The sequence below is a fragment of the Clostridium celatum DSM 1785 genome (assembly GCF_000320405.1).
In the GTDB taxonomy this organism is placed as follows: domain Bacteria; phylum Bacillota; class Clostridia; order Clostridiales; family Clostridiaceae; genus Clostridium; species Clostridium celatum.
Genome location: NZ_KB291596.1, coordinates 1 through 26367 on the forward strand (window position 1 = coordinate 1; position 26367 = coordinate 26367).

At 27.4% G+C, this 26367-nt stretch carries 20 protein-coding genes and 1 pseudogene; 20 read left to right on the forward strand and 1 reads right to left on the reverse strand.

Annotated features, from left to right (window positions below):
- Positions 1-25: 25 nt before the first annotated feature.
- Positions 26-1087: pseudogene (locus tag HMPREF0216_RS00005) on the reverse strand (carbon starvation CstA family protein); the annotation flags it as partial.
- A 322-nt stretch (positions 1088-1409) separates the two neighbouring features.
- On the opposite strand from HMPREF0216_RS00005, the gene HMPREF0216_RS00010 reads away from it, so the two are divergent.
- From HMPREF0216_RS00010 to glmU, 20 genes are all read left to right on the forward strand, one after another.
- Entirely contained in the window at positions 1410-2108 is a 699-nt protein-coding gene (locus HMPREF0216_RS00010) for a response regulator transcription factor (RefSeq protein ID WP_005209600.1), read from the forward strand.
- Positions 2095-2886 (forward strand): hypothetical protein, encoded by a 792-nt coding sequence (locus HMPREF0216_RS16030; protein WP_005209602.1) that lies wholly within the window; start codon positions 2095-2097, stop codon positions 2884-2886. The genes HMPREF0216_RS00010 and HMPREF0216_RS16030 overlap by 14 nt, the downstream gene beginning before the upstream one ends.
- Positions 2887-2899: 13 nt before the next feature.
- Positions 2900-3715, forward strand: a complete 816-nt coding sequence (locus tag HMPREF0216_RS16035; protein WP_005209603.1) for a sensor histidine kinase — start codon at positions 2900-2902, stop codon at positions 3713-3715.
- 315 nt (positions 3716-4030) lie between these two features.
- Positions 4031-6277: a bifunctional diguanylate cyclase/phosphodiesterase gene (locus HMPREF0216_RS16040; protein WP_169317562.1), complete on the forward strand. Its 2247-nt coding sequence runs from the start codon at positions 4031-4033 to the stop codon at positions 6275-6277.
- A gap of 724 nt (positions 6278-7001) precedes the next feature.
- On the forward strand, positions 7002-7499 hold the full coding sequence (locus tag HMPREF0216_RS00025) for a S24/S26 family peptidase (RefSeq protein ID WP_242824704.1): 498 nt from the start codon (positions 7002-7004) through the stop codon (positions 7497-7499).
- Between the two features lie 23 nt (positions 7500-7522).
- Positions 7523-8362, forward strand: a complete 840-nt coding sequence (locus tag HMPREF0216_RS00030; RefSeq protein WP_005209609.1) for a hypothetical protein — start codon at positions 7523-7525, stop codon at positions 8360-8362.
- Between the two features lie 42 nt (positions 8363-8404).
- Positions 8405-9649 (forward strand): nucleotidyltransferase domain-containing protein, encoded by a 1245-nt coding sequence (locus HMPREF0216_RS00035; protein ID WP_040418298.1) that lies wholly within the window; start codon positions 8405-8407, stop codon positions 9647-9649.
- Positions 9650-9787: 138 nt separating this feature from the next.
- On the forward strand, positions 9788-14287 hold the full coding sequence (locus HMPREF0216_RS00040) for a VWA domain-containing protein (RefSeq protein WP_005209613.1): 4500 nt from the start codon (positions 9788-9790) through the stop codon (positions 14285-14287).
- Between the two features lie 39 nt (positions 14288-14326).
- Complete coding sequence (locus tag HMPREF0216_RS00045) at positions 14327-14590, forward strand: hypothetical protein (RefSeq protein WP_005209615.1); 264 nt, start codon at positions 14327-14329, stop codon at positions 14588-14590.
- Between the two features lie 73 nt (positions 14591-14663).
- Positions 14664-15521, forward strand: a complete 858-nt coding sequence (locus tag HMPREF0216_RS16045; protein WP_005209618.1) for a hypothetical protein — start codon at positions 14664-14666, stop codon at positions 15519-15521.
- Between the two features lie 114 nt (positions 15522-15635).
- Positions 15636-16826 carry a radical SAM protein gene (locus HMPREF0216_RS00055; RefSeq protein WP_005209619.1) on the forward strand — a complete coding sequence of 397 codons (1191 nt, stop codon included), beginning with the start codon at positions 15636-15638 and terminating at the stop codon, positions 16824-16826.
- 88 nt (positions 16827-16914) lie between these two features.
- Complete coding sequence (locus tag HMPREF0216_RS00060; protein ID WP_005209620.1) at positions 16915-17175, forward strand: PqqD family protein; 261 nt, start codon at positions 16915-16917, stop codon at positions 17173-17175.
- 40 nt (positions 17176-17215) lie between these two features.
- A complete protein-coding gene (locus tag HMPREF0216_RS16050) occupies positions 17216-18271 on the forward strand; it encodes a cohesin domain-containing protein (protein ID WP_005209621.1) in 1056 nt (351 codons plus the stop codon).
- Between the two features lie 421 nt (positions 18272-18692).
- A complete protein-coding gene (locus HMPREF0216_RS00070; protein ID WP_005209623.1) occupies positions 18693-18878 on the forward strand; it encodes a hypothetical protein in 186 nt (61 codons plus the stop codon).
- 61 nt (positions 18879-18939) lie between these two features.
- A complete protein-coding gene (locus HMPREF0216_RS00075; RefSeq protein ID WP_005209625.1) occupies positions 18940-19668 on the forward strand; it encodes a YveK family protein in 729 nt (242 codons plus the stop codon).
- Positions 19628-20281 carry a CpsD/CapB family tyrosine-protein kinase gene (locus HMPREF0216_RS00080; RefSeq protein ID WP_005209626.1) on the forward strand — a complete coding sequence of 218 codons (654 nt, stop codon included), beginning with the start codon at positions 19628-19630 and terminating at the stop codon, positions 20279-20281. Before HMPREF0216_RS00075 ends, HMPREF0216_RS00080 begins: the two co-directional genes overlap by 41 nt.
- Before the next feature lie 129 nt (positions 20282-20410).
- The gene (locus tag HMPREF0216_RS00085; protein ID WP_040418303.1) at positions 20411-22156 is read left to right on the forward strand and encodes an ABC transporter ATP-binding protein; all 1746 of its coding nucleotides are present in this window, start codon (positions 20411-20413) and stop codon (positions 22154-22156) included.
- Positions 22157-22526: 370 nt separating this feature from the next.
- A complete protein-coding gene (locus HMPREF0216_RS00090) occupies positions 22527-23753 on the forward strand; it encodes an LPXTG cell wall anchor domain-containing protein (RefSeq protein ID WP_005209628.1) in 1227 nt (408 codons plus the stop codon).
- Between the two features lie 337 nt (positions 23754-24090).
- Positions 24091-24555 (forward strand): hypothetical protein, encoded by a 465-nt coding sequence (locus tag HMPREF0216_RS00095; protein ID WP_005209629.1) that lies wholly within the window; start codon positions 24091-24093, stop codon positions 24553-24555.
- Between the two features lie 274 nt (positions 24556-24829).
- The gene (gene glmU / locus HMPREF0216_RS00100) at positions 24830-26197 is read left to right on the forward strand and encodes a bifunctional UDP-N-acetylglucosamine diphosphorylase/glucosamine-1-phosphate N-acetyltransferase GlmU (RefSeq protein WP_005209630.1); all 1368 of its coding nucleotides are present in this window, start codon (positions 24830-24832) and stop codon (positions 26195-26197) included.
- Positions 26198-26367: the final 170 nt, after the last annotated feature.

The following is a 26367-nucleotide window of genomic DNA, read 5'->3' on the forward strand; positions in this document are numbered from 1 at the left end:
AACTATATTACACAAAATTATCTACAGTCTCGTCAATTTTAAACCAATCGGATATTGTAAGTCTTGCACTTCTGAAGGCTGTATCTCCTGAAGTAATAGGGCATACAATAACACCTATCATTGCAAGAACTCCACCAACTTTACCTAAAAGGCCAATTGACATATCATATACAGTTGAAGAATTACCTCCACCTGCTGCAAGCAATCCACCAGTTCCTTTATAGAAAGCAATACCAGCAGATGCCCATATTAGAGCTATTATTCCCTCTGCAACCATAGCACCATAAAATATCTTTCTACCATCTTTTTCAGTTTCTATACATCTTGATATAATAGGTGATTGTGTTGCATGGAAACCAGAAATAGCACCACAGGCTACTGTGATAAACATTAATGGCCATATTGGAGCACCATCAGGATGAAGATTTTCAAGTGTAATTTCCATCATTGGATTAGTTCCATTATTTAATATTGTTGCACCTGCAATACCTAAAGCCATAACAATTAAACATACACCAAAGATAGGGTATAGTTTTCCAATAATCTTATCAATAGGTAATAAGGTAGCAAGGAAATAATAAATTAATACAACAATTGTCCAGAAAGTTACATTCATAAAATTAGGTGTAAGTTTTGCTAATAAACCAGCAGGGCCTACCATAAATACAACACCAACCATAACAAGAAGAACTACTGAAAATACCCTCATTACATTTTTCATTACTTTACCTAAGTAGATACCAACAATTTCAGAAATACTTGCCCCATCATTTCTAACTGATAGCATACCACTTAGAAAATCATGGACACCTCCAGCAAGAAGAGTACCAAAAACAATCCAAAGGTATACTGATGGTCCCCAGATAGCCCCTGATAATGCACCAAATATTGGGCCAAGTCCTGCAATATTAAGAAGCTGTACTAAAAATGATCTCCAAGGTTTCATTGGCATATAGTCAACGCCATCTGGATGAACTAATGCAGGTGTCTTTCTGTCAAACTCTGGTCCAAAGATTTTTTCAACAAGTTTGCTATAAAGACAATAACCAATTATCAATATAGCCAGACAAACAAAGAAACTAATCACAAAAAGTCCTCCTTTAATTTATAAAACGTTTACAATAAATGGAATAAATTCTTAGTAAATATATATGTACAAAATATACACTTATGCCCCAGGGGCAAAATAAATATCATTTGTAGTATAATTACAATATTGTTAAATATATTTTCAATTAAGATTATATTAAGGTTTTATAAATAAAAATTTTATCTTGCTAGTTTACAATTATCATATAAATAACCATGGGTTGTAAATTACTAATAGAATTAATATAATTAGCTATTAACTTATTTGATAAATTTTTTAGAATTACCATTGTTAGCAAAATAAATAGGAGGAAAAAGATATGGATAAAAGGATTTTAATTGCAGAAGATGATGAGGATATTATAGGATTATTAAAGCTATATTTAGAGAAAGATGGCTATGAAGTAGTTGTGGCTACTAATGGGGAAGAGGCTTTCCAAAAAGCTATGAAAAATAAAATCTCCCTAGCTATTTTAGATATAATGATGCCTAAAATGAATGGATATGAGCTTACTAAAAGATTAAGGGAAGTAACGCAAATACCAATTTTAATTCTTTCTGCTAAAAATGATGATAGTGAAAAGATTTTAGGCCTTGATTTAGGAGCTGATGATTATTTAACTAAGCCATTTAATCCATTAGAAGTTCTTGCAAGAATAAGATCACTTTTAAGAAGAAGCTATGAATTTAATGCTGAAAGTATGGAACAGGAAGGTAAGGTTATAACTATTGGTGAAATTACTTTAGATGAAAGCGCTAGAACTATAAGTAAAAATGGAGTAGAAATTCCATGTACACCAACAGAATATAAAATGTTAGCCTTATTCATGAAAAAACCAGGCAGAGTTTTTACTAAAGCACAAATATATGAATGTATAAATGGTGAATATTATCAAAGTGATGATAACTCTCTTATGGTTCATATTTATAGGATAAGAGAAAAAATAGAGGAAGATTCTAAAAATCCTACATATATAAAAACTGTTAGGGGGTTAGGTTACAAGTTTGAAAAAATGTAAAAAAGAACGTGGTGGATTATTTTTATTATTAATAAAAAACTATATTTTTTTAAGTTTATCAGTAATGATAGTTGGAGTAATTATATATTCTATAGCTATTACTATTTTTGATAAAAGGTCAGAATTTGCAGCAGGTTTAAGTGATAAGGATTTGAAAAATCTTAGGCAAGAAAGGTTTAGTAAATTAGATACAAAGTTTATAGCAGGATATAGTGGAATAATTGAAGTATTAGATGAAAATAATGATGTAATTTATTCATCAGATGGAGTAGTTGGTGATAAATCTTATACAAAAAGACAATTGAACCTTATACCTTATTACGGACAGTGTGGTATTGATACAAGACTATATAAGTTTTATAGTAAAGATAGTGAAGAATTTAAATTATTAATATCAACACCTTATAGTTTTGATGATGATGGATATTTAGTTTATGATTCTAAGAATAGTTGGATGAAGGTACTAGATGAAAGTTTAAATGTAGTTTATGAAATAGGAAATAGTGCAGAGCATAGTAAATCATATACACAAGAAGAGGTAGGCTATTTAATAGGAGAATATCCAAAAGATTATACATTTATGAAGTATGATTATATTAATGATGAAGGTCAGATAAGAACCTTAATTATTAAAGAAAAAAAGGTTAATGATGTGAATTTTTATAATAATTTAGAAAAGATAGGTATTGCTTCGTTAATTATATTCTTTATAGGTTGTATAATATGTATTATTATTTTTGGAGAAATTTTAAAGAGAAAGGTTAAAGCCTCTAGATAAATTAAATAGAGCAATGCAGCTTTTATCAGAAGGTAAGAATAATGAACCTATAGTCTATTCAGGACCTAAGGAGTTTGTTAAAATTTGTGACAGTTTTAATGTTATGGTTAATAAGCTTGAAGGTAGTGAGATAGAAAGATTTAAGTTAATTAAAGATAAGCAAAGTATGCTTGCAGATATTTCTCATGATTTAAAAACACCAGTAACAACAATTCAAGGGTATTCTAAGGCTTTAGTTGATGGAGTTATTGATGAAGATGATTATAAAAAGTATTTTAATATTATTTATTCTAAATCAAAAAGATTAACAGAACTTATTAATATCTTCCATGAATATAGTAAATTAGAACATCCAGATTTTAAATTAGTTGTTGAAAATGTAGATTTGGCTGAGTATTTAAGAGCATATGTAGCTGTTAAATATGAAGATATTTTAGAAAATGGATTTGATATTGAAGTTGATATTCCAGAAAAAATAATGGAATGTAGAATTGATAAAATACAATTTCAAAGGGTGTCGGACAACCTTTTAGGAAATAGCATTAAACATAATACTGTAGGAACTAAGATATATGTTAACTTAAGTATTGTAGGAGAAAAATACAAAATCATTATTGCAGATAATGGATTAGGAATATCAAAAGAAATTAGAAGTAATATATTTTCACCATTTATAGTTGGAGATGAATCAAGAAATACAAAACAAGGATCAGGATTAGGTCTTGCCATAACTAAAACTATAGTAGAAATGCATGGTGGAATTATTAAATTAGGTAAGCCTTTAAATAATAAATATAAAACTGTTTTTGAAATAGATTTAATTTATTAAGGTTGTTAACAAAACTTGATAGTATAAGAATATTTTGCTATTATTGATGATAAGTATTTTTACATATTAAGTGGCGTAAACTGTAAGAAAAGCAGTGAAAATAAGATTAGAACTTATTTATGATAATAGTGATAAGCTTTATGTATAACATATGGTTTATCACTTTTTTAATATAGAAAAATTTATATATTGGAAGAGGAGATGAAACAAAGTAGGGGTTAGGGGAAAGTCTAGAACTACCCTAAATGTTTACTATAAAATATGATATTTACAAAAAAGATAAATATAAAATTAGCTATAATAGGAATAACCTTTATGGGGTTATTATTGTTAACAAATAGTGTATTAATGGAATATGGACTAGAAAGAAGTATTTATTTTACATACCAAGCCCATCATAAAGAATCAGAAAAAAGATTAAGTTATGATATTGAATTGTTAAAAGATATAGTTTATAAACTATCAAATAACTGGAAAATAATACATACATTAGAGAGAAATAAAAGATATGAAGATTTAGATGATTCCGAAAAAGAAAATATTATTCAAGAAATGAATAGCTTTGAAGGATATTTAAAAAATTTAACATTTATAGATACTATAGATATTATTAGTTCTACAGGAGATTATCTTATTACAAAAGGCAAGGTAATTAGTGATTTTAAATTAATGAGTAGACCGTGGATTAAAAGTGAGTATTTTGAAGAGAAAAAAGATGCTATAGTAACTGATGTACATAAGGATTTTAATACAGGAAAATATGCCATATCAATAGTTCAATTTATTAGATCAAAATATGATGAATCACTTTTAGGTGCAGCTATTTTAGATATATATCTTGATGATTTAATTAGAAATTTGGATTCAGATTTTTATATGGGAACTTTAAATACATATATAAAAATAAATGATAATGAATACTACAGTAGTGATGGAGTTATAGATAATATAGAAAATCATAAAAATAAATACATAGTTAAATTAGCAGATATCCTTAAAAATGGAACAGAAATAGTTTTTGAATTTGATAATGAAGAAGTTGTTTATGCAAAAGAAATGAGAGAAATTAATAGATTTAGAATAATTATTTTTGCAGTTACAGGAATTGTTTATATACTTATCTTAATTTTATTTGCAAAAGTAACCTTTAAACCAATTATTAAATCTTTAGATAAACTAAAGGTTTTACTTAACAATTTAGAAAAAAACGATTTTGAGTTTGAAAGTAAGGATGAATTTGCACAGCTAGAACTTATTTCAAATTCATTAACTAAGTCTTTTGATAGAAAAATCCAATCTTTAATTTATCATGATGAATTAACTAAGCTTCCAAATAGAAAAATGCTATATAAAATATGTAATGATTTAATTAAGGATAATAAAGAATTTGCATTAATCTTTATTGATTTAAATAAATTTAAGTATATTAACGATATTTTTGGACATAGTATTGGGGATGATTTATTAGTTAAGTTTGGAAATATAATGAATGAGATTTTAGGTGAACGTGGCATAATTACTAGATATTCTGGAGATGAGTTTATAATAATTTATCATAGATATATTAATAATAGAGAATTAAAAGAGTTTTTCTATAAGGATATATTAGGAAGATTTAAGGAGCCAATTATAATAAAGAAAAATAAAAAAGTAATGGTCGAATTCTCAGCAGGTGTTGCAACATATCCAAAAGGTGCTAAAGATATAGATGATTTAATTAATAAAAGCGACTTTATGATGTATTCTAGTAAAAAGTCTGTAGATAATGTTAAATTGCTATTTTTTAATGATGCTATTTATAATAAGATGATTAATATTGAAAAGATTAAAGAGTTACTTAAATATTCAATAGATAATAATGAATTAATTTTATATTATCAACCAATTATTGATAAGAATAAAGATGTTAAAAAGTTTGAAGCATTAATAAGATGGAACAGTAAACAGTTAGGATTTATTTCACCACTAGATTTTATATCTTATGCTGAAGAAAATGGTGAAATAGTAAGGATAGGATATTGGATTATTGAAGAAATATGTATAAAATTTAGCGAATTATTTAAGTGTAAGTCAGCCTTCCAAGTAAGTGTAAATGTTTCTCCTATTCAGCTTATAGAATTTGATTTTGCAGAGAAAGTTAAAGAAATTACAGATAAATATAATGTTAATATGAAAAATTTATGCTTTGAAATAACAGAGTCTGTAGTTATTGATGAAAATATTATTGTTTATGATAATATTCATTTATTACATAGGTTTGGAGCAAGTATTGCTTTAGATGATTTTGGGACAGGCTATTCTTCTTTTAGTTATTTAAGAAAACTTAATTTAGATATTCTTAAAATTGATAAGAGTTTTATTGGAGATGAAACAAAAGTTGATTATAGCATCATCTATAATATAAGAAATATTGCCCATATATTAAATATGGAGATAGTAATTGAGGGAGTAGAAACGGAGAAGCAATTTGAAGCTTTAAGTAATATTGGATGTGATTATTTCCAAGGATACTTCTTTGCTAAACCAATGAACTTTGAAGAAATATACAAGTATATTTTATAAAGAGGTTTAAAAAATAAAATAATTATAAAAAATTACAATTTAGTAAATGTTTACAAAGAAAAATAACATATAGTCAATAAAATGTATCTAAAAATATAAACTTGTAACAAATCCTTTGATTATGAATACATATATAAGTATAAGATTTGTATATGGAGGATAGAACATGAAGAATAATGTAGTCTTCGTAGAAAGTAGTTTTGATGTAAACAAGCTCAAAAATTCAATAAGGTACATTTACTTTGTAATAGTATTGTTAGGTTGTGGTTTTTTTGCTACATTTTTTGCTAGTTAAAAACAGGTATGATGATATAAAGAAAATAAATAAAAAGTTACAAGAATCTATAAAAATTTCTTGTAACTTTTTATTTATTTTTATTTAAATTTTATGAGATGTAATAGAGGGAATACAATTTAATAACAATTTTACTGTCTATATTTTGATAAAAATAAAATTAATGGCGAAATATTTGGAATAAAATAACTAATAAAAATCAAATCACTCTTATAATTAGAGGTTTTAAGAAAAGTATTCTATATTTTTATAATATGATTTTAAAAAAATTTATTTATGAAGTAAATGTATATAAGTTTAATTTAAAAATTATTTTAATTAAAAAAATAGCCAATAATCAGCGAGAAATATGTTAATATTTAGTATGTGGAAAAAATTGAAATGGAAATATGTGAATGATATAATTTGATGAGGAAGGAATGGACTATTTTGGATAATAATTTATACAGAAATAATAAGGTTTTTAAGGGGGAAAAAATAGTTCCTATAATGAAGGAAATATTAGATAAAGGCGGAGAATGTAAGCTTGTAGTTACAGGAAATAGTATGTTTCCAACATTAAAGAATAAAGAAAGTAGTGTAATACTTACTTCACTTAATAAAAGAAAGGTAAAAAAAGGGGAGATAGTTTTTATTCAAAGGGATTCTGGAGAATATATATTACATAGAGTATATAAAATTATAGATAATAACAAGTTTATTATGAATGGTGATGCCCAAGAATGGGTAGAGGTTGTTAGGTTTGATCAAGTAATAGGGGTAGTTAAAACTATTTTGCATAATAATAATGATGATAAGGATAAGGAGATTTATTGTGACGATAGTATATATAAATTAAAGATTTTATTATGGATGAAATGTAGAAAGTTTAGAAGAAATATTTTTAAAGGATATTCACTTTTAAAGAAAATTGCTAATTTAAATTAAAAGGATAAGGAATAAATAGAAGTATGAAAAAACGAAGTTTATTATTTGTAATTACAGCTATAGTAATTGTTGTTGGAACAGTATTTATAGTAAGAAATTTAAATAAAAGTGAAGATGCTATTAATAATGAAATGTTAATAGAAAACAACACAGAAGTTTTAGAGGAAAAAATTGAAGCACCTACAGCAGATTCTTTAGAAATAGATAAGATATTAGGATTTAATCCACGAAGTATAAATGATGAATTATTAGAAGAAAAACAGGGAGAAACAGATACTACTACTGATATTTTTTCAGTAAAGGTGCCATATGAAATACCTGGGACAAGCTTGGTAATTGAAAGTATTGGTCAATATACAGGACCTTTTGTTGAAGATGGAAGCGATGTGCCAAAGGATAATGTTGCATCTATAGTAGTTAAAAATAAGTCTAGTCAGTTACTTCAATATGCAGAAATTAACTTAAGTGTTAATGATGAAATAATTACATTTAAAGTATCAACATTACCAGCAGGAACATCAGCTCTAGTTTTAGAATCTACAGGAAAGTTTGAGTTTAATGATAATGATAACTATAGATATGTTGATTCTATTTATACATATTTAAATGAAGCTTCATTAATGGAAAATAAGGTAGAAATAATAAAAGATGATAAAAAATTAGCTATTAAAAATAAGAGCAATGAAAACTTAGGTACAGTGTATGTGTACTATAAATATGCTCAGCAAGGTGGATTATATTTAGGCGGAATAACATATAGAAGTAAATTTGAAAACGTGGAAGCTGGAGCAACTATAGAAGTAGATGCAAATCATTTTTCCAAGGATACAAGTGTAATTCTTATGGTTGATTATATTAATTAAAATAGGAATTTTAGTATTAGTTGTAGTTAAGGGGTGATGGCTTTGGAAAATATTTATAGTGATACTTTAAGATTTTTAAAATATAGCTTAGGGAATAAAAAAGAAGTTTTAAATGTAGTAAAGTATGGTGAAATAAATGAAGAAGATTATTGGAAAAAGCTATATGATTTATGTGAAATACATAAGATAGTTCCTATGGTTTATGAAGCGGTATATAAGCTTAATGAATTTAAGAATATAAGTAATGAATTACAAATGAAATGGAGAAAAAGATCTATTGCCATTACTATAAATCAAATGGTAAAAAGTGATGCATTTTTAAAGTTATATAAGGAATTATTAGAAGCTAATATAGATGCTTTAGTAGTTAAAGGAATAATATGCAGAAGCATTTATCCAAATCCAGACCAAAGAATTTCTTCAGATGAGGATATTTTAATTAAAGAGGAAGATTTTAAAAGGTGTGAGGATATATTTTTAAAATTTGGTCTTGTTAAAACAACAGAAAATGAAGATGATATGGTTCAAGTTTATATTTGTAAAAAAACAGGACTTCATATTGAACTTCATAGGCAATTATTTTCAGAGAATAGTTATAAATACAATTATTTAGAGAAAATATTTAAGAATGTTTTTAAAAATAGTATTTCAGTAGAAATTAATGGGGTAAAAGTAAAAACTTTTTCTTATGATGAACATTTATTATATCTTATTTGCCATAGTACTAAGCATTTTTTAGCTAGTGGTTTTGGAATAAGACAACTATGTGATTTGGTGATGTTTGTAAATTGTTATGGGAAAGAGATTAATTGGGAGTATATTTGGATCAATTTAGAAAGATTAAATTTGATGACTTTTGTATTAAATTTAATGGATATAGGTGTTAAGTATTTAGGGTTAAAGAATAGAAATATAGAGTATCCTAACAATGTTAATGAATATTATGTAAAGAGTGATGAGTTATTATCTGATATTATGTACGCAGGAATATATGGGACAAGTACTTCGGAAAGACAACATTCAGCACTTATGACACTAGGAGCTATGGAAAACACTTCAAAGCTAAGTAAGTTTTCAAGTTTAAAAGCTGTTTTTCCAAGTGTAGATAGAATTAATAATAAATATGTTTATTTAAGAAAATATCCAATTTTACTTCCTATAGCTTGGATTCAGAGAATATTTGAGTATATAAAAAATAATCATAGGCTTAAAGATTCAGTTAATAGCACTATTATTATAGGAAATAAAAGAATAGAGTTGCTTAAAGAATATAAGTTAATTAGCTAGTTTAGATAATTGGTTTTTATTATAGGTATCAAATATAAATTTAGGAAGATGCCTATAATTTAAAATATATAAATGTCAATTTAATATTTCTTAAAAATATTAAGAGGCAAAGATAAGTATTTAGGGGGGAGGAGCAAAATGAAAAAATCAACTAAAAAGCTTTTAGCTATGGTTATGTCAGCAATGATGGTTACAGGTTTTTTACCAAGTAATGTATTAGCTGAAGAAAAAGATGGCAATGAAAAAGCTAACGTTCAAGAATTAACTTATGAAAAAACTAACGAAGTAAAAGTTGGAGAAAAGTACGTTATTGTTTATGATAATAAGACCGCATTATCTAACAATGAAAACAAGGTAGTTGGAAAATCTGTAGAAGTTACAGATGAAGCTATATCTAATGTAGATAGTAGCATGATATGGACAGTTGATGAAGAAAATCATCTTCTATCTGAAGCAGGAAAGTATTTAGATAGTGAATTAAACTTAGTAGATGAAAATGGAGTGATAGTTAAGTTTGGTGAAAACAATATCTCTTATGCAGTAGAGGGAGAAAATGAAACTACAACTAACTATTTAAGTTACAACGAAGAAAAGTGGTTATTTGATAGCAATGCCAATGAAGCAATTACTTATTATGAAGTAAAAGTTTCTGAAGTGAATAATGATGAGGCTACAACAAACACAACAGAAGGTGTTGAAGAAGAGGTAGTAGCTGATTCAGATAATGTTGCTACAGAAGATTCTGAAGAAGTAGCAGAAGATACAACAGAAGAAGTTGCTACTACATTAACAGAAGAAGGTATATCAACATTAGCAGAAACTACAACTACTTATGAGTATGTACTTGATACTGATGGAGTTGATTCAGGTGCAGAATACTTAATAGTTGCAGCAGATAGTGCTAATGCATTAACTAATAATGATGGAAAGATAGCAAGTACTGTGGTTACTGTTTCTGAAAACAAAGTAACTAATGCTAATGGAGCTTCTTTATGGACATTTACTAGTAGTAATAATGGTTATACTGTAAAAAATGGAAATTATTATTTAAGATTAAAAAGTGGTTGGAATTCTTATAATATTAATTTAAGTAGTAGAAATAACTATAGAACTTTAAACGTAAGTAATAACAATGGAAACTATACAATAAGCTATGAAGATTATTATTTAAGCTATAGTAGTAGTAAAGGATTTACAGCAAGTGATAGCAGTAGTACAGTTAGACTTTATAAGAAGGTAGTTGCAGCAGATGATAAATTATATCCAGACGATACTACTAATGGTGGAGATTATCCACAATACCCTAATGAAGGTTCGGTAAAGATTAATAAAGGTGCTACAAGCACTGATTTTAATGGTACAGGTGTTGCTAAAGTTGAACTTGGGGTAACTGGTGTACCTGTTAAAAAAGGTGTAGATGTAGTACTTTTATTTGATGTATCTACTAGTATGAAGGATCCAGTTAGTGCTAATGATTCAACAACTAAGCTTAAAGCAGCAAAGGATGCAGCGACTCAGTTCGTAGATATATTATTAGGTGATAACGATGATGGAACAAAATCTAATAACCGTCTTGCTTTAGTAACATTTGCAGGATGGGAAAATGAGGCTGGAAATGAAGTATTATATGGATTAAAGAATGCTGAAGCTAAGAATAGTATTAAGTCAACTATTAATTCAATTACTAATACTTATAGTGGTACAGATTATGATTATGCTTTTGAAAAGGCAAATGAAATTTTAGCTACTGCAGATTCAAATAGAGAAACGTATGTAGTATTTATGACTGATGGAGCACCTTCAGAATATACAGGAACAAATGGAACACGTTATGTTTGGAGTAGTTCTAATACTTCAAATCTTGTTAATGGTGCTAATAATAATCTATTAAAAGGTGCAGAAGATGCAAAGACAAGTGGTGCAAAAGTATATTCTATAGGATTTGGATTAACTAATGCAACTTCTAATAATAACAATGGATTTACGCCTAATGAAGCTAAGGCAATATTAAACAAGATATCATCTGGAACTAATTATTATGTATCAGCTGATAGTCAAACAGAAATAAATACAGCATTTTCTAATATAGCAATGCAAATAAGAAAGGCTGGAACTAATGCAGTAGTAACTGATAAATTAGGAGCTTCATTTAATCTTCAAACAACAAATACAATACCAAATAATAATGGCGAAGGTGGAACAAAACCTCTTGGATTTGATCCAACGATAGAAGTTTTAGAATATGATTTATATACTAAAGTTGATTACAATAATGGAACATGTACATTTGATCAAATTGGTTCACGTAAATCAACTACTCCAACTATAGTTGAGAAGGTTACATTTAATGCAGATGGAACAGTAAGCTCGACTTTAAAAGATGGAAATATTAAAGATAGTAATGGAAATATAGTAGCTGAAAAGTTTACTTACAATATTTCTGATGAAACATTTACTTGGACTATTGGTGATATAACTCAAAAAGAAATAACATTAAATTACTATGTTTATTTAGAAGGTTCTATGGAAGGTGACTGTAGTGATGGTTTATATGATACAAATGAGTATGCTAAATTAAACTACACAAACTACTTAGGTAATGATTCTAACAAAACATTTGAAAAACCTAAAATGCCTTGGGGAGCAGCTCAAGTAACTTATGAATTCTATTTAGTTAATGAAAAGGGAGAACCTGTTAATGCTCAAGGAATAGTAATACCTTTTGAATATCGTGTGAAGGTTTCTGATCCAAGATCACTTAAATTTAATTGGAATAATGGAACAACTGTAACTGGAGAAGTAGTTGCTAAAGATTTAGTTCCAGCAGGATATGATCTTCATATTGATGATGCAGCATATACAGTACATGCTGTAAGTTCAGGAACAGGTAGTTACGAAATAATAGGTACATTACCAGAAGGTCAAGTACAAAGTACTAAATTAATTTCAGGAAGTTATGATGCTCAATTTACACATTCAGCAGTTGCTTTTGGTGTTGTATATAGTGCTAAATTAATTCCAGATACTATAGTATTAGATTATGGTAAGTCAGTTAATATTGATGTAATTAAGAATGATTTAACACAAAATGCTAAATTATATTCAATTGCTAATAAAAATGAAACTAATTTAGATGATGTTGTTTTAGGAAGTGGTCAAACAGCAAGCGGTAAATTTAACACTACAACTGTAACAAATAACAATGGTAGAGCTGAAATAGTTGATGGAATAGTTAAATATACTCCAACAAAAATGATGGATAGTATAGACAAATTCTATTATTCAGCTGAGGTAGCTACTATTGCACAAGATGGTAGTGAAACTAAGTTCTATCAATATCAAGAATTAACAGTAATTCCTGCAACAACTGTTTACTATGAAGATAATTTTGCTCAAAATGAGAAAAATGGTGGTGGAATTGCATTTAGTGGAGCTTGGACAACTGTTACAGATGAAGCGACTAATACATCAAATACAAACCAAGATAATGGAACAGTATTTATTGATGGACACCCATATGGCTATGATAGTAGTTATACTGGTGATAATAAATTTAGTGGTGGAACATCACATGTAGTAGTTGGAACTAAAAATGCAGATACAACAGCATCATTTACATTTAAGGGAACTGGATTTGATTTAATAAGTCGTACAGATACTAATTCAACAAGTATTATAATTCAAGTAAGAGACTTAGATAATAATAAATTAGTTAGTAGTAAAAAGCTTAATAATTATTATGCTTCAGGAATACTATATCAAATACCAGTACACAAGGTAACAGATTTACCTTATGGAAATTATGAAGTGAAAATTATAGTAGGTCAATCTATGGAAGCAGCAACATTCTATCTTGATGCTATAAGAATTTATAATCCATTAGGATTATCTAATGAAGATAATAAAGATTTTGATGAAGCTAATAAGCAATATGCTGCTGATAAGGAAGCTAATGCGGTAATTCAAGAAGTTAGAAATATGCTTATTAAGGCAAATGATTTTGATGTAAATTCAACAAATCCAGGAGTTGTTTTTGTTGATAAAAATAGTAGTGCTGGAATTGAAGAGTATAAAAATGTAGGTCCTAATAATGAAGTTTATTTAGCAAAGGGACAATCTATAGCATTTAATATTCCATATAATGCGGATCTTGAAACAGTCCAAGTTGGAATGAAGGCTCCAAATGGTGAAACTAATGTTAAAGTTGGAGGAACTACAACATCAGCAGCTAAAGATATAACAATAAAGACTGCTACTGATATGTATTATGATATTACAGGTACTTTAACTTTAAGTGGAGATAAATATATAGTTGTTATAACTAATAATACAGACAACATTATATCAATCACTAATTTAAAAATGACATTTAGCAAAAAACAAACATCTACAATAGAAATTACTTCTGATGAAGATACTTTAGAGGTAGCAAAAATTTTAACAGAAGGTAGAGTAAATGGAATGTCAGAGGATGTAAATAATGATGGTGTTGTAGATATTGTTGATTTAGCAATAGTAGCTAAAAACTATAATAGTAGAGTTGTTATAGGAGAAGAAGATAATATTTATAAATCTGACATTATATTTGATGGAGTAATAGATTTATTTGATTTAACAACTTTAAGTAAAAAATTATAGTTAAATTGGAACAGAAGCTAAAACAGAGGGAGGGTATTAATGAAAAAGATATATAGAAAACCAGAAATATTTATAGAAAGTTTTGAAGTATCAGAATTTATAGCAGGAAGTTGTACTATTGATGTTAACTTTGGAGATACAGGGGCTATAAATCTTTGTGCTTACCCAGATCCAGACTTTGGTGGAGCAATGACTATATTTAATAGTTTATCAGTATGTGATTCACTATGGGATGATGCAGAAAATAATGATAAAGGTTGCTATCATATCCCTGTAGATGGGGCAGGATATTTTGGTTCATAAAATTTAATTAAATAAGATGGTCATGCAATAGCATGGCCATTTTAAATAAATGTATAGAAATTAGGTACAATATATGAAGAGAATTTTTAAAATTGCAGATATAAAATTAAATATAGTAACGCCGTTTGATTTAAATGGAGGACAAGACATTAATTTATTTGAGATTTATAATAATGAGGATAATAAAGAACAATTTAAATTTAATATAGAAGTAAATAAATTAAAAGATAATGAAGAAAAATATATTGTTTTTAAAAATGAAGTTAAGAAGGTATATTATAAAAATAATAAATATTATTGGTATTATAAAATACCTACTAGCAAGATGTGGGAAATATGTTGTGAGGAAGAAAATAAATTTAGTAATGTTACAATAAATCCAATATATATAAAATATTACGAGAATATAGAATATTTAATTAGTAGATTAAATATTCAAGGAATTTTATTAAGTAAAGAAGTAATGATACTTCATTCATCATTTATAATACATAATAATGAAAGCATATTATTCACAGCACCATCTGGTACTGGAAAGTCTACTCAAGCAAGTCTTTGGGAGAAATATAAAGGTGCAGAAATAATTAATGGTGATAGGTCTGCCATTGGAACTAGAAATGGTGAATATTTTGCATATGGGTTACCTTTCTGTGGTTCATCAAATATATGTAAGAATAAAGAAGCACCACTTAAGGCAATAGTAGTTTTGAAGCAAGCAAAAGAAAATTCAGTTAGAAGATTATCCAAGATAGAAGCTTTTAAGATATTATTAGGACAAGTTGCTATTAATAGATGGAATAAAAAAGATATGGAGCTTGCTATGACTTTAATTGAAGAATTAATAGAAAAGGTTCCAGTAGTAATGCTTTCTTGTAGACCAGATAAAGAAGCAACTGATGTATTAAATGATTATTTAAATAATGAATTATAGATAAGAGAATAAATTTATTCGTATAAAAATATATAGTAAATTAAATTTGAAAGTAATACCTCGTAAGGGGAATTTATATAGACAAGGGATAAAAATGAGAGGAGCTTTATAGGTATGGCAGTAGAACCAAGAATATCAAAATATTTATTTGCAAAGGCATCAAAAAGTAAGATTCCACTAAGTGGAACTTTTGAACTTTCTCCATGTTGTAATCTGGATTGCAGGATGTGCTATGTTAGAAAAACAAAACAAGAGGTAAATGAATTAGGTGGAGAAAAGACTGTAGAAGAATGGTTAGAGCTTGCAAGAGAATGTAGAGATGCTGGAATGTTATTTTTATTATTAACAGGTGGAGAACCGTTCTTATATAAGGATTTTAAAAGATTATATTTAGAGCTTAAAAAGATGGGCTTTATGATTTCTATAAATACAAACGGAACTTTAATTGATGAAGAAGTAGTAAGCTGGTTATCAAAAAATCCACCATATAGAATGCAAATAACACTTTATGGTGGCTCTAATGAAACATATGAAAGATTATGTAGAGATAATAAGGGCTTTGATAAAACAACTAAAGCAATAAAAATGTTAAAAGAAGCAGGAATTGCAATAAAAATAAATGCTAGTATGACTCAATATAATATTGAAGATTTAGATAAGATATATGAATTTGCTAAAGAAAACAATGTGTATGTGCAAGCTACATCATATATGTTCCCACCAACAAGAAGAAATGAAGAAGCCATAGGAATTGGGGATAGATTTACACCACAAGAAGCTGCACATTATTCAGTAAAAATAGATCAGCTAAGATTAGAAAAAGATGAATTTTCAAAAAGAGCTATAGCAATGAGAGAAGGCCTAATTAAATTTAAAAGTGAGTTAGAAGAATGTGAAAGCCTTGATAGTTCCGCAGAGGATTCTGATAATATAGAAAATAAAAATATTATAGATAATGAAGAAACTAGAGAAAAATTAAAATGTAGAGCAGGAAAAAGTTCTTTTTGGATTAATTGGAAAGGCGAAATGACAGCTTGTGGAATGATGAATTGGCCGGTAGCTTATCCATTTAAAGAGGGTTTAATACCAGCATGGTATAAAATTATTGATGAAACAGATAAATTAAGAATGCCTAAGAAATGTACAAAGTGCGAAAAGAAGTTTGCATGTACTGTATGTGGAGCATCTGTTGTAACAGAAACAGGAGATTTTGAAAAAGCTCCTAAATATATTTGTAAAATGACAGAGAAGATTTTAGAAGAAACAGAAAAAGCATATAAGTTAATTGCCCCAGGGGCGAAATAATATAAGATAAATTACTATATTACTTAGGAAAGTAAGTAAAGACAAGCTACCTCAGGGGAATTTTTAAAATGATAAGGGGAGAAAAGTTATGAAGTTAAAGAAGGAATTTATATTAAGAGAAATAGCAGGAGAATATATATTAGTGCCAACAGGAGAAACAACTCTTAATTTTAATGGACTTATAACAGTTAATGAATTAGGTGCTTTTATTTGGAATAACATAGAAAAGGTGAATTCAGAAGAGGATATTTTAAAGCTAATATTAGATGAATATGAAGTTGAAGAGAATATAGCAAGAGAAGATTTAAATGAGTTTTTAAATAAGTTAAAAGCTGCAGAAATAATATAAATAGTAATATATATTATTTATATATGGGGGATGATAATTTATGAATAAAAAGCAGAGACTGATGGATAAGTCAATAATAAAAATAATAACTACTTTACTAGTATTAGTAGTATGTGTAATGCCTATAAATGCCTATGCTAACGATACATCTGTAGAAATAAAGGTTAATGGAAAAATTGAAAAAGGATCTAATATTGAGATATTAGTAAATGTTAAAAACGTAGAAAAACTTTATGCTGCATCTGTAGATTTTACTTATGATACAAATTTATTAAGTATTGAAAGTATTAATGGAAGTGAGCTTATAACTAAGAATATAGATAATATAATGGAGCTTGGTGGAGAAACCAATAAGAATGGAAACACTGCTTCATATTCATTTACATTTTTAGGAGAGAATGAAGGAATTAAAGGCAGTGGAACGTTAGTATCCATTAATGCTAAAGTGATTAATGATATAAATATATCTATCGGGCAAGATGCCATGAAGGTTAAATTAGTTCAACGTATAGGAAATGATGTTGAAAACTATAAGTTTAATTTTATTGGCTGTGAAATAAAGACTAACAGTTCAAATAATAATACAGGTAATGATGAATCAAATAACAATACAAATAATGATGGGTCTAATAATGTAGGAAATAACGGATCTGAAAATAATAATGCATCAGGTGGAAATGGATCTCAAGGAAGCACAGGGTCAAACGGGAACAATTCTCAAAGCAACAATAATAATTCTCAAGGTAATACAAATAACAGTAGTTCCTCAAATAATAACAATGGTTCTCAAATAAAGCCAAACAATACTTCTAGCAACTCTAATGTGAATAAGAAAGAAGATAAAAATAATAAATTACAAAGTGAAAATAATAGTAATGAAAGTGAAAGTTCAAGCAATATAGATAATGATGATAACAATGTCAATGACGATAATAAGTTGAATGTTGGCAATGAAAAAGTAGAAGTTAAAAATGAAAATTTATTAACTAATAATGTGAATAATACATGGATATATTTAATTTTAGCTTGTGTTGGAATTAGTATTTTAGGTGGAATAGGCTACTTTTTTTATAAGAATAAAAGAATAAAAGAATAAATTAGAGTATTAAAATCTCAATATATAAGCTATTAGCTTATATATTGAGATTTATTTGTTTTATAAAAAATACATAATAAATAAATATTTTCCTTAAATAACTATATTAGTATTTTAAATGTTTTAATTTTTTATAAAATTAAAACATTTAAAATATCGTAACCAAAATAACGACAAAGGCAATAAATTTTCAAGAAAAATAATTTATTTTATTTAAAAACAAATTAAAGTTATTTTAGGTTAATTTTCTTAAATAACAGCATTAAATAAATTAAATTAATTTAAAAAAATATCACATATAGAAGGAATTTTTTATGTCATAAAAGAGAGATTATTGTATTTTGTAATAAATGTATAATATTTGAAAGAAATTATGTAAAATGATATCATTTTTTCAAAGGGAAGAGATAGGGGTGTAAATATGGATAATAAAAGAGTAGAGAATAATTTTGAGAACAATGTTATTTCTTTAGAAGGGTTAAAAAGAATAAAAATTAGAGAGATAAGAGTAAGACAAAAAAGAAAAAATTTAAAATTATCCATAGGAATATTATGTATGGGTATATCTGCTTTTTTGATTACTGTTGGAATAATTAAGTATATTTAGATTTTAACTATTATATTTAAGCGTATGTAATTTGTTATTAAGTATAGAGGAGAAAAAGAAGATGGATGAGAAATTATTAGATTTTGAAGAGTTATTTCAAATTTTTAAAAAGTTATGGTGGATAATAATACTTTGTGTTTGCATTACAACAGGTCTAAGTGCATATAAGGCTAATAAAATGCAACCAAGCTATTCTTCCAAGGTTAGTATTTTTTTAGGAATGAATAGTCAAACTATGGATTATTCTACTGTTCAACAAGTGTATTTTTATAAGAATAATATGGGACTTTTCAAAGATATGATAGTTACAGAGGATTTCTATGAAGATGTTGTTGAAAAGAATAAATTTAATGTTTCTCCTAGTGAAATAGCAAGCTGTGTATCATTTTCATATGCAGAAGAAACACCTATTATGTACATTCAATATAAAAGTTTAAAGAAGGAAAATATAGATAAAATATTAGATGCAGTAGCATTAGAATTTGTAGAAAGATATAAAGAAGTTGTTATAGATTCTAGTCCTAATATTGTTAATAGTGCAGTTGTTAGTACTGCATATCCTAATAAGAGAAGGATTATAATCATTGGATTTATAGTAGGATTAATTGCGGGAATAGGAATAATATTTGTAGTAGATTATTTAGATGACAGAATTAAGAGTAGAGAAAGATTAGAGAAAATATTAGATATACCAGTTTTAGGTGCTATACCAACTCAAGAAAAGGAATTTGGAAAGGCAGGGAAAAGATATGTTCATAGCAGAAAAAATGCCACTATCGGTATCAGCTGAGGCTTATAGAAATGTAAAAACTAATATAAAATATTCTTCTGTTGATAAGAAAACAAAAACAATATTAGTAACTAGTAGCCTACCAGGAGAAGGTAAAAGTACAACAGCTGGAAATTTAGCTTTTGTGTTAGCGGAAAATGAGGAAAGAGTTTTAGTAATTGATTGTGATTTAAGAAAACCAGCTCTTCATAAATTATTTAAGGTTTCTAAAAATGAGGGGTTAACAGATATTTTAATAGATAAACGTGAACCACAAGAAGTCATTAGAAAAGTTAATAAATATGTAGATTTATTAACTTGTGGTACAAAAGTTCCTAATCCGTCAGAAGTTGTGGGCTCAAATGCTCTTACAAACTTAATAGATAATATGGCAGAAATCTATGATTATATAATTATTGATTCACCACCAGTTCTTGCAGTTTCAGATGCTCAAGTATTATCAACAAAGTGTGATGGAACAATATTAGTAGTAAGGTCAAATAAGACTAAGGAAAAAGTATTGAAGAGAAGCTGTAGTGAATTAAGTAGAGTTAATGCAAATATAATAGGAACAGTTTTAAATGACTATAAACTTGAAAAGAAATATGGGTACTATAAGTATTATGGGGAATAAAATATAAAAATATATAGCTGAGAAATAAGTTTAATATGTAAAGGTGGGGCTGGTTTTAATACAGCCCCAATTTTATTATGAAAGACTTTATAGATGTGGTAGTAGTTGGATTTAGTAAGGGGACAAGGTATGATTGGATTTATTAAAAAGATTAAGAAGAAAATAGACGATGGTATGCTAAGTGAAATGTATATGGAAGCAAAGTGGATATATAGCTATGTAAAATCATATAAACTTGCTATTATATTTTATGTATTTTTAGGAATACTTGGAGTTGTCATGGGCTTAGGGGGAAGTGTTGCTTCTAAGTACTTAATTGATGCTGTAACTGGATATGATTCTGGAGGAATTGGATTTATAGCTTTTGTAATGGTAGTAATGGCAATTGGAAATTTAGTAATTAATGCAGTTACTAATAGAATATCAACTAGGATTAGTATTAAAATTGGAAATGAAATAAGAGCAGATATTTATGATAGGATAATTAATACTGATTGGGAATCTATGTCTTATTATAGAAGTGGTGATTTGCTTAATAGATTAACTTCTGATGCAACAACAGTTTCTAATAGTATTTTAGGTTGGGTACCAAGTTTAATTACAAAGACAGTTCAATTTTGTTCTATATTAGTAGTTATTCTTTATTATGATCCTACAATGGCTGTTTTAGCATTATTAAGTGCACCAATAGCTCTTTGCGTTTCTAAAGTTCTTATGAAAAAAATGAGAAATAGAAATAAGGAAGTTAGAGAAATAAGTAGCGAAATGATGTCTTTTAATGAAGAAACATTTACAAACTTACAATCTATAAAAGCATTTAGTTTAAATGATGTTTTTTCTGATAGACTTAGAAAAATACAAGAAAAATTTAAGGAAACTACTTTAGAGTATAATAAGTTTACTATATATACATCGTCATTTATGTCTTTAGTTGGAATGATTGTAACTTATTCTTGTTTTGGTTGGGGTGTTTATAGGCTTTGGACAGGACATATTACATATGGAACAATGACTTTATTTTTACAGTTATCATCATCATTATCGTCATCATTTTCTGCGTTAATAGGATTAGTACCATCAGCTATTTCTGCAACTACTTCTGCTGGAAGAATTATGGAGGTTATTAAATTACCAAGAGAGAAAGTATTAGATGAGGAAATTGCAAATGAAATAGCAGCCACTTGTGAAGAAAATGGTGTTTCTATAAAGTTAGATAATATTAAGTTTAAATATGAGAAATCAGGCAAAAATGTATTGGAAAACGCTAATATTATTGCAAACCCTGGAGAAATTATAGCTCTTATTGGTCCATCTGGTGAAGGTAAAACTACTACTATGAGAATTTTATTAGGATTATTGAATATTACAGAGGGTGATGGAGTTATTTATAATAGTAAGGATGTTAAATGTAAAATATCTGCAAGTACTAGAAAGCTTATGGCTTATGTGCCACAAGAAAAAACTATGTTTACAGGAACTATAGCTGAAAATATGAGAATGGTAAAAGCTGATGCAACTGATGAAGAAATTATAAGAGCTTTAAAATATGCTTGTGCATATGAATTTGTAGAAAAGCTACCTGAAGGAATAAATAGTAGCGTTCTAGAAAAGGGAAGAAGTTTTTCAGAAGGACAAAATCAGAGGCTATCTATTGCAAGAGCTTTACTTAGAAATGCTCCAGTACTTTTACTGGATGAAGCAACTTCTGCATTAGATATGGATACTGAAAAACGAGTATTAAAAAATATTATGTCGGAGAATCTTAATAAGACATGTATAGTAACTACTCATAGGTTAAGTGTTTTAAGTATGTGTCATAAAATTTATAGAATATCAGAAAATAAAGTGCAATTAGTTAATTATGAGGATATATAATTAAGGGGATTCAAGATAATATATTAGAAGGTAAAGTTAACCAATTATATTTATTATTTTCAAAATAAATAACATCTGATAAGAATTGATTATTTTTATTAGATGTTTATTTTTTTATAAGTGTTATTTGAATTTTGGGAAAATCAGTTTTTGTTTTAGATTGGATAGTTTAATTTAATATTTTTATAAGATTAATAAGAAAAAATTATGAGAAGTTATTAATATTTTAGGATAAATACTAACAAATTAATGAAAACGTTATTATAAAATAATTGTAACCAAATGAAACAAATGGTATAATTTTGAATTAAGAAGTGTAAACATAATTAAAATTAAGTTCTTTAAGATTTTTAGCTATGGGGGAGTTTTTATGAGAAGAAGAAATGTAATGAACAAGAATATTTCTTTAGTTATAGCTATAGCTGTAACTTTAGGACAAATTCCAGTTTCAGCTTTAGCAAATACGGGTAATGGAGCTGAAGCAATTATAAGAGAAGCTAAAGCTGAAAAAGCTGAAGGTGTATTTAATTTACATTTATCAATTGCTATTGAAAAAGCTGAAGAAATTACTGAAGATCAACTTGAAATGGTTGTTCCAGTAGTTGCTAATGAATTTAAAGCAGCTTTAGCTGAAGCTAAGGCTATTTTGAATAATGAAGCAGCGACTCAAGATCAAATTGATGGAGCTTTTGATAGGTTAAGCAATGTTATGCAAAGATTAGAATTTTATAAAGGGGATAAAACTGAATTAATAAATTTAGTAGAACAAGTTAAGAATTTAAATTCAAAGGAATATACTGCGGACAGTTGGGGTAGGGTAGTAGCAGCTTTATCAGAAGCTAATTCAGTAGTATCAGATGAAAATGCTTTACAAAATGAAGTTAATGAAGCTTATAATAGTTTAAAAACTGCAGTTGATACATTAGAAAAAGTTGAGGACACTAATAAGGTAGATAAATCAAAATTACAAGAATTAGTTAACTCAACAGATAATTTAAAGAAGGATGATTATACATCAGATAGTTGGAGTAAATTTGAAGAAGCATTAGGTGAAGCTAATAAAGTATTAGCAAATGAATCTGCAACTCAAGCACAAGTTGATGCTGCTTATAATAAGCTATATGATGCAATTCAAAAATTAGAAAAAGTTGAAGATACTAATAAAGTAGATAAATCAAAACTAGAAGAATTAGTAGATTCAATAGAAGAATTAAATAAAGATGATTATACAGAGGATACTTGGAATAAATTAGAGGAAGTCTTAGAAGAGGCTAAGAAGGTATTAGAAGATAAGGATGCAACTCAAGAAGAGGTTGATGAAGCTTATAATAACTTAAAAGATGCCCTTGAAGGATTAGTTGAAGCAGATAAAGACGGAGACGGAAATGGCGATGGAAGTGGAGACGGAAATGGCGATGGAAACGGAGACGGAAATGGTGATGGAAACGGAAGTGGAAATGGAAGTGGAAATGGAAATGGTAATAATACAGGAGGTAACAAATTACCTCAAACAGGAGGAACATCAGCTGTAGCAGTTGGATTATTTGGTACTATTATAGCTACTGTTGGTGCTGTAATGAATAAAAGAAAAAAATAAAATATCATAAAATTACAGAAATACCTAGCAAGGAAATTTAACCTTGCTAGGTATTTTTATATATTTATAAGGTGAAATCAAAAATCAGATTGGAATAATATAATATTATATTAATGTTATATTAATATAATATTTAGTGAAATTATAATATTAAATGGGAATTGTTGAGGAGCATATATAATTATGTTAATAAGCAAATATTTGGATAATATAATTGTTATAATATGTGAAAATATGATAAAATTATATTTAGATTATATAAATCAGTATAAGTTTTATATTTTTTAAAACATTAAAGACAAAATGCACTTTACAGTATAATAGAAGGGGAAAAAGAATGACAGAAACTACGGGAAGAATCATAACAAATGATATAGAAGAAATAATAATTAACTACATAGAAGAAAGTGTAACAGAAGAAATAAGAGATGAATTTATTAATGCTGCAATTCATTTTGTAATAAATGAAGAGTTATTTAAAGAATTTGATCTTATGAGAATCAAATACAAAATAGAAAAAATAGATAAACAAGAAGTTACTGATTGCTTAAAATTAAGTGCAATTTATGGGTATATAATTTATAGAACAGTAGTATTAAAATTAGTAAATGAAGAGCTTCAATCAAAATGTTGTGAGGTATTTCTTGAAATAAGTAAGGTAGTTACAGATTATTTAACTATGAAAACTGATGAAGAAGAATTATTTAGTGAAGTAGAGGCATTTATGAATAAATTAGGGATAAGTAGTGAATGTAACAAGTTTGTTTTGGAGAGAATAGAGAATAAAAATATTGAATTTTAATTAATAGACTATGCTTAAGCATAGTTTATTTTTGTTTTATATGACTTTCAATTTAATAATATTATAAAGTCTAAATGAAAAAATAGATAACTTATCCAAAAAAAGTTTTTTCAATGTTGAAATAACTCGTATATATAATGAACATAAAGTAATATACTATGATATAATAACTTTTGTATATTTAGCCACAGGTAAATATAATATATGACTTATGGTAAGGGCATTATAATTTTCCCCTGAGGCGTAATTAAAATTAAGTAATAGGAGAATTAGTATGTATAATTGTGCTTTAATATTGGCTGCAGGTCAAGGAACAAGAATTAAATCAGATTTACCAAAGGTATTACATAAGGTATGTGGTAAGGAAATGGTAAACCATGTTATAGACACATTAAGAAGAGCAAAAATTGAAGATGTTAATGTAATAATAGGAAAAGGTGCAGAATTAGTTAAGGCTAAAACTGAAAGTAGAAATGTTAGTTATTCTGTGCAAGAAGAGCAATTAGGAACTGGGCATGCAGTTAAGTGTGCTATAGATTTCTTAGAAGGTAAGACTGGAACAGTTGCTGTTTTCTGTGGAGATGCTCCATTAATAACTGAAGAAACAATTGCTAAAATTTTTGAAGAACATAAAGCAAATAACAATAAGGCAACACTTTTAAGCTCAATCTTAGATGATGCAACAGGTTATGGAAGAATCATAAGAAATGGAGACGAAGTTTTAAAGATTGTTGAGCATAAAGATTGTAATGAAGAAGAGTTAAAGGTTAATGAAATGAATGCAGGAGTTTATTGTTTTGATATAGTTTCATTATTAGATGCTTTAAACAAATTATCAAACAACAACTCTCAAGGAGAATATTACTTAACTGATGTTATTGGAATATTAAAAGAACAAGGCGAAAGAGTTGGGGCAGTTACTGCAGAATTTGAAGAAACATTAGGTGTTAACTCAAGAGCACAACTTGCTCAAGTTGAAAATATATTAAGAAAAAGAATTAACTTAAGACATATGGATAATGGGGTAACACTAATTGATCCATCAAATACATATATTGGTGATGATGTTATTATTGGAAGAGATACTATAATATATCCAGGAAACGTTATTGAAGGTAATACTGTTATTGGAGAAGGAGTTATGTTATATCCAAACTCAAGAATAAATAATTCTAAAATTGGAAATAATGTTGAAATACAAAGCTCAGTAATTTTAGATAGTACTATTGGAGAAGGTACTACAGTTGGTCCATTTGCTTATGTAAGACCAGAATCTGCTATAGGAAATCACTGTAGAATAGGTGATTTTGTTGAAATTAAAAAATCAACTATTGGAGATAATACTAAAGTATCACACTTAACATATGTAGGTGATGCTGAAGTTGGAGAAGGTTGTAACTTTGGATGTGGTACAGTTACTGTTAACTATGATGGTAAGAATAAAAATAAAACTATAATTGGAAACAATAGCTTTATAGGATGTAATACAAACTTAATTTCACCTGTAACAGTTGAAGATAATACTTATATTGCAGCAGGTTCAACTATAACTAATGATGTAAAAGAAGGTGAGCTTGCAGTAGCAAGAGCTAAGCAAAGAAATATTGCAGGTTGGGTTGATAAAAGAGGATTACTAAAGTAGTTTAATTATAAAAGGCTTTGTTTTAAAATCATGTTGAAATTAGTATAACATAAAAGGATGTCCATCTGGACATCCTTTTTGGATTGCAATATATTAAAATTGTTCAATAAATATATAAAATAATGTTATTGTTTTATACGGGAGAGTAGATAGATTTGTGTAAAAAACAA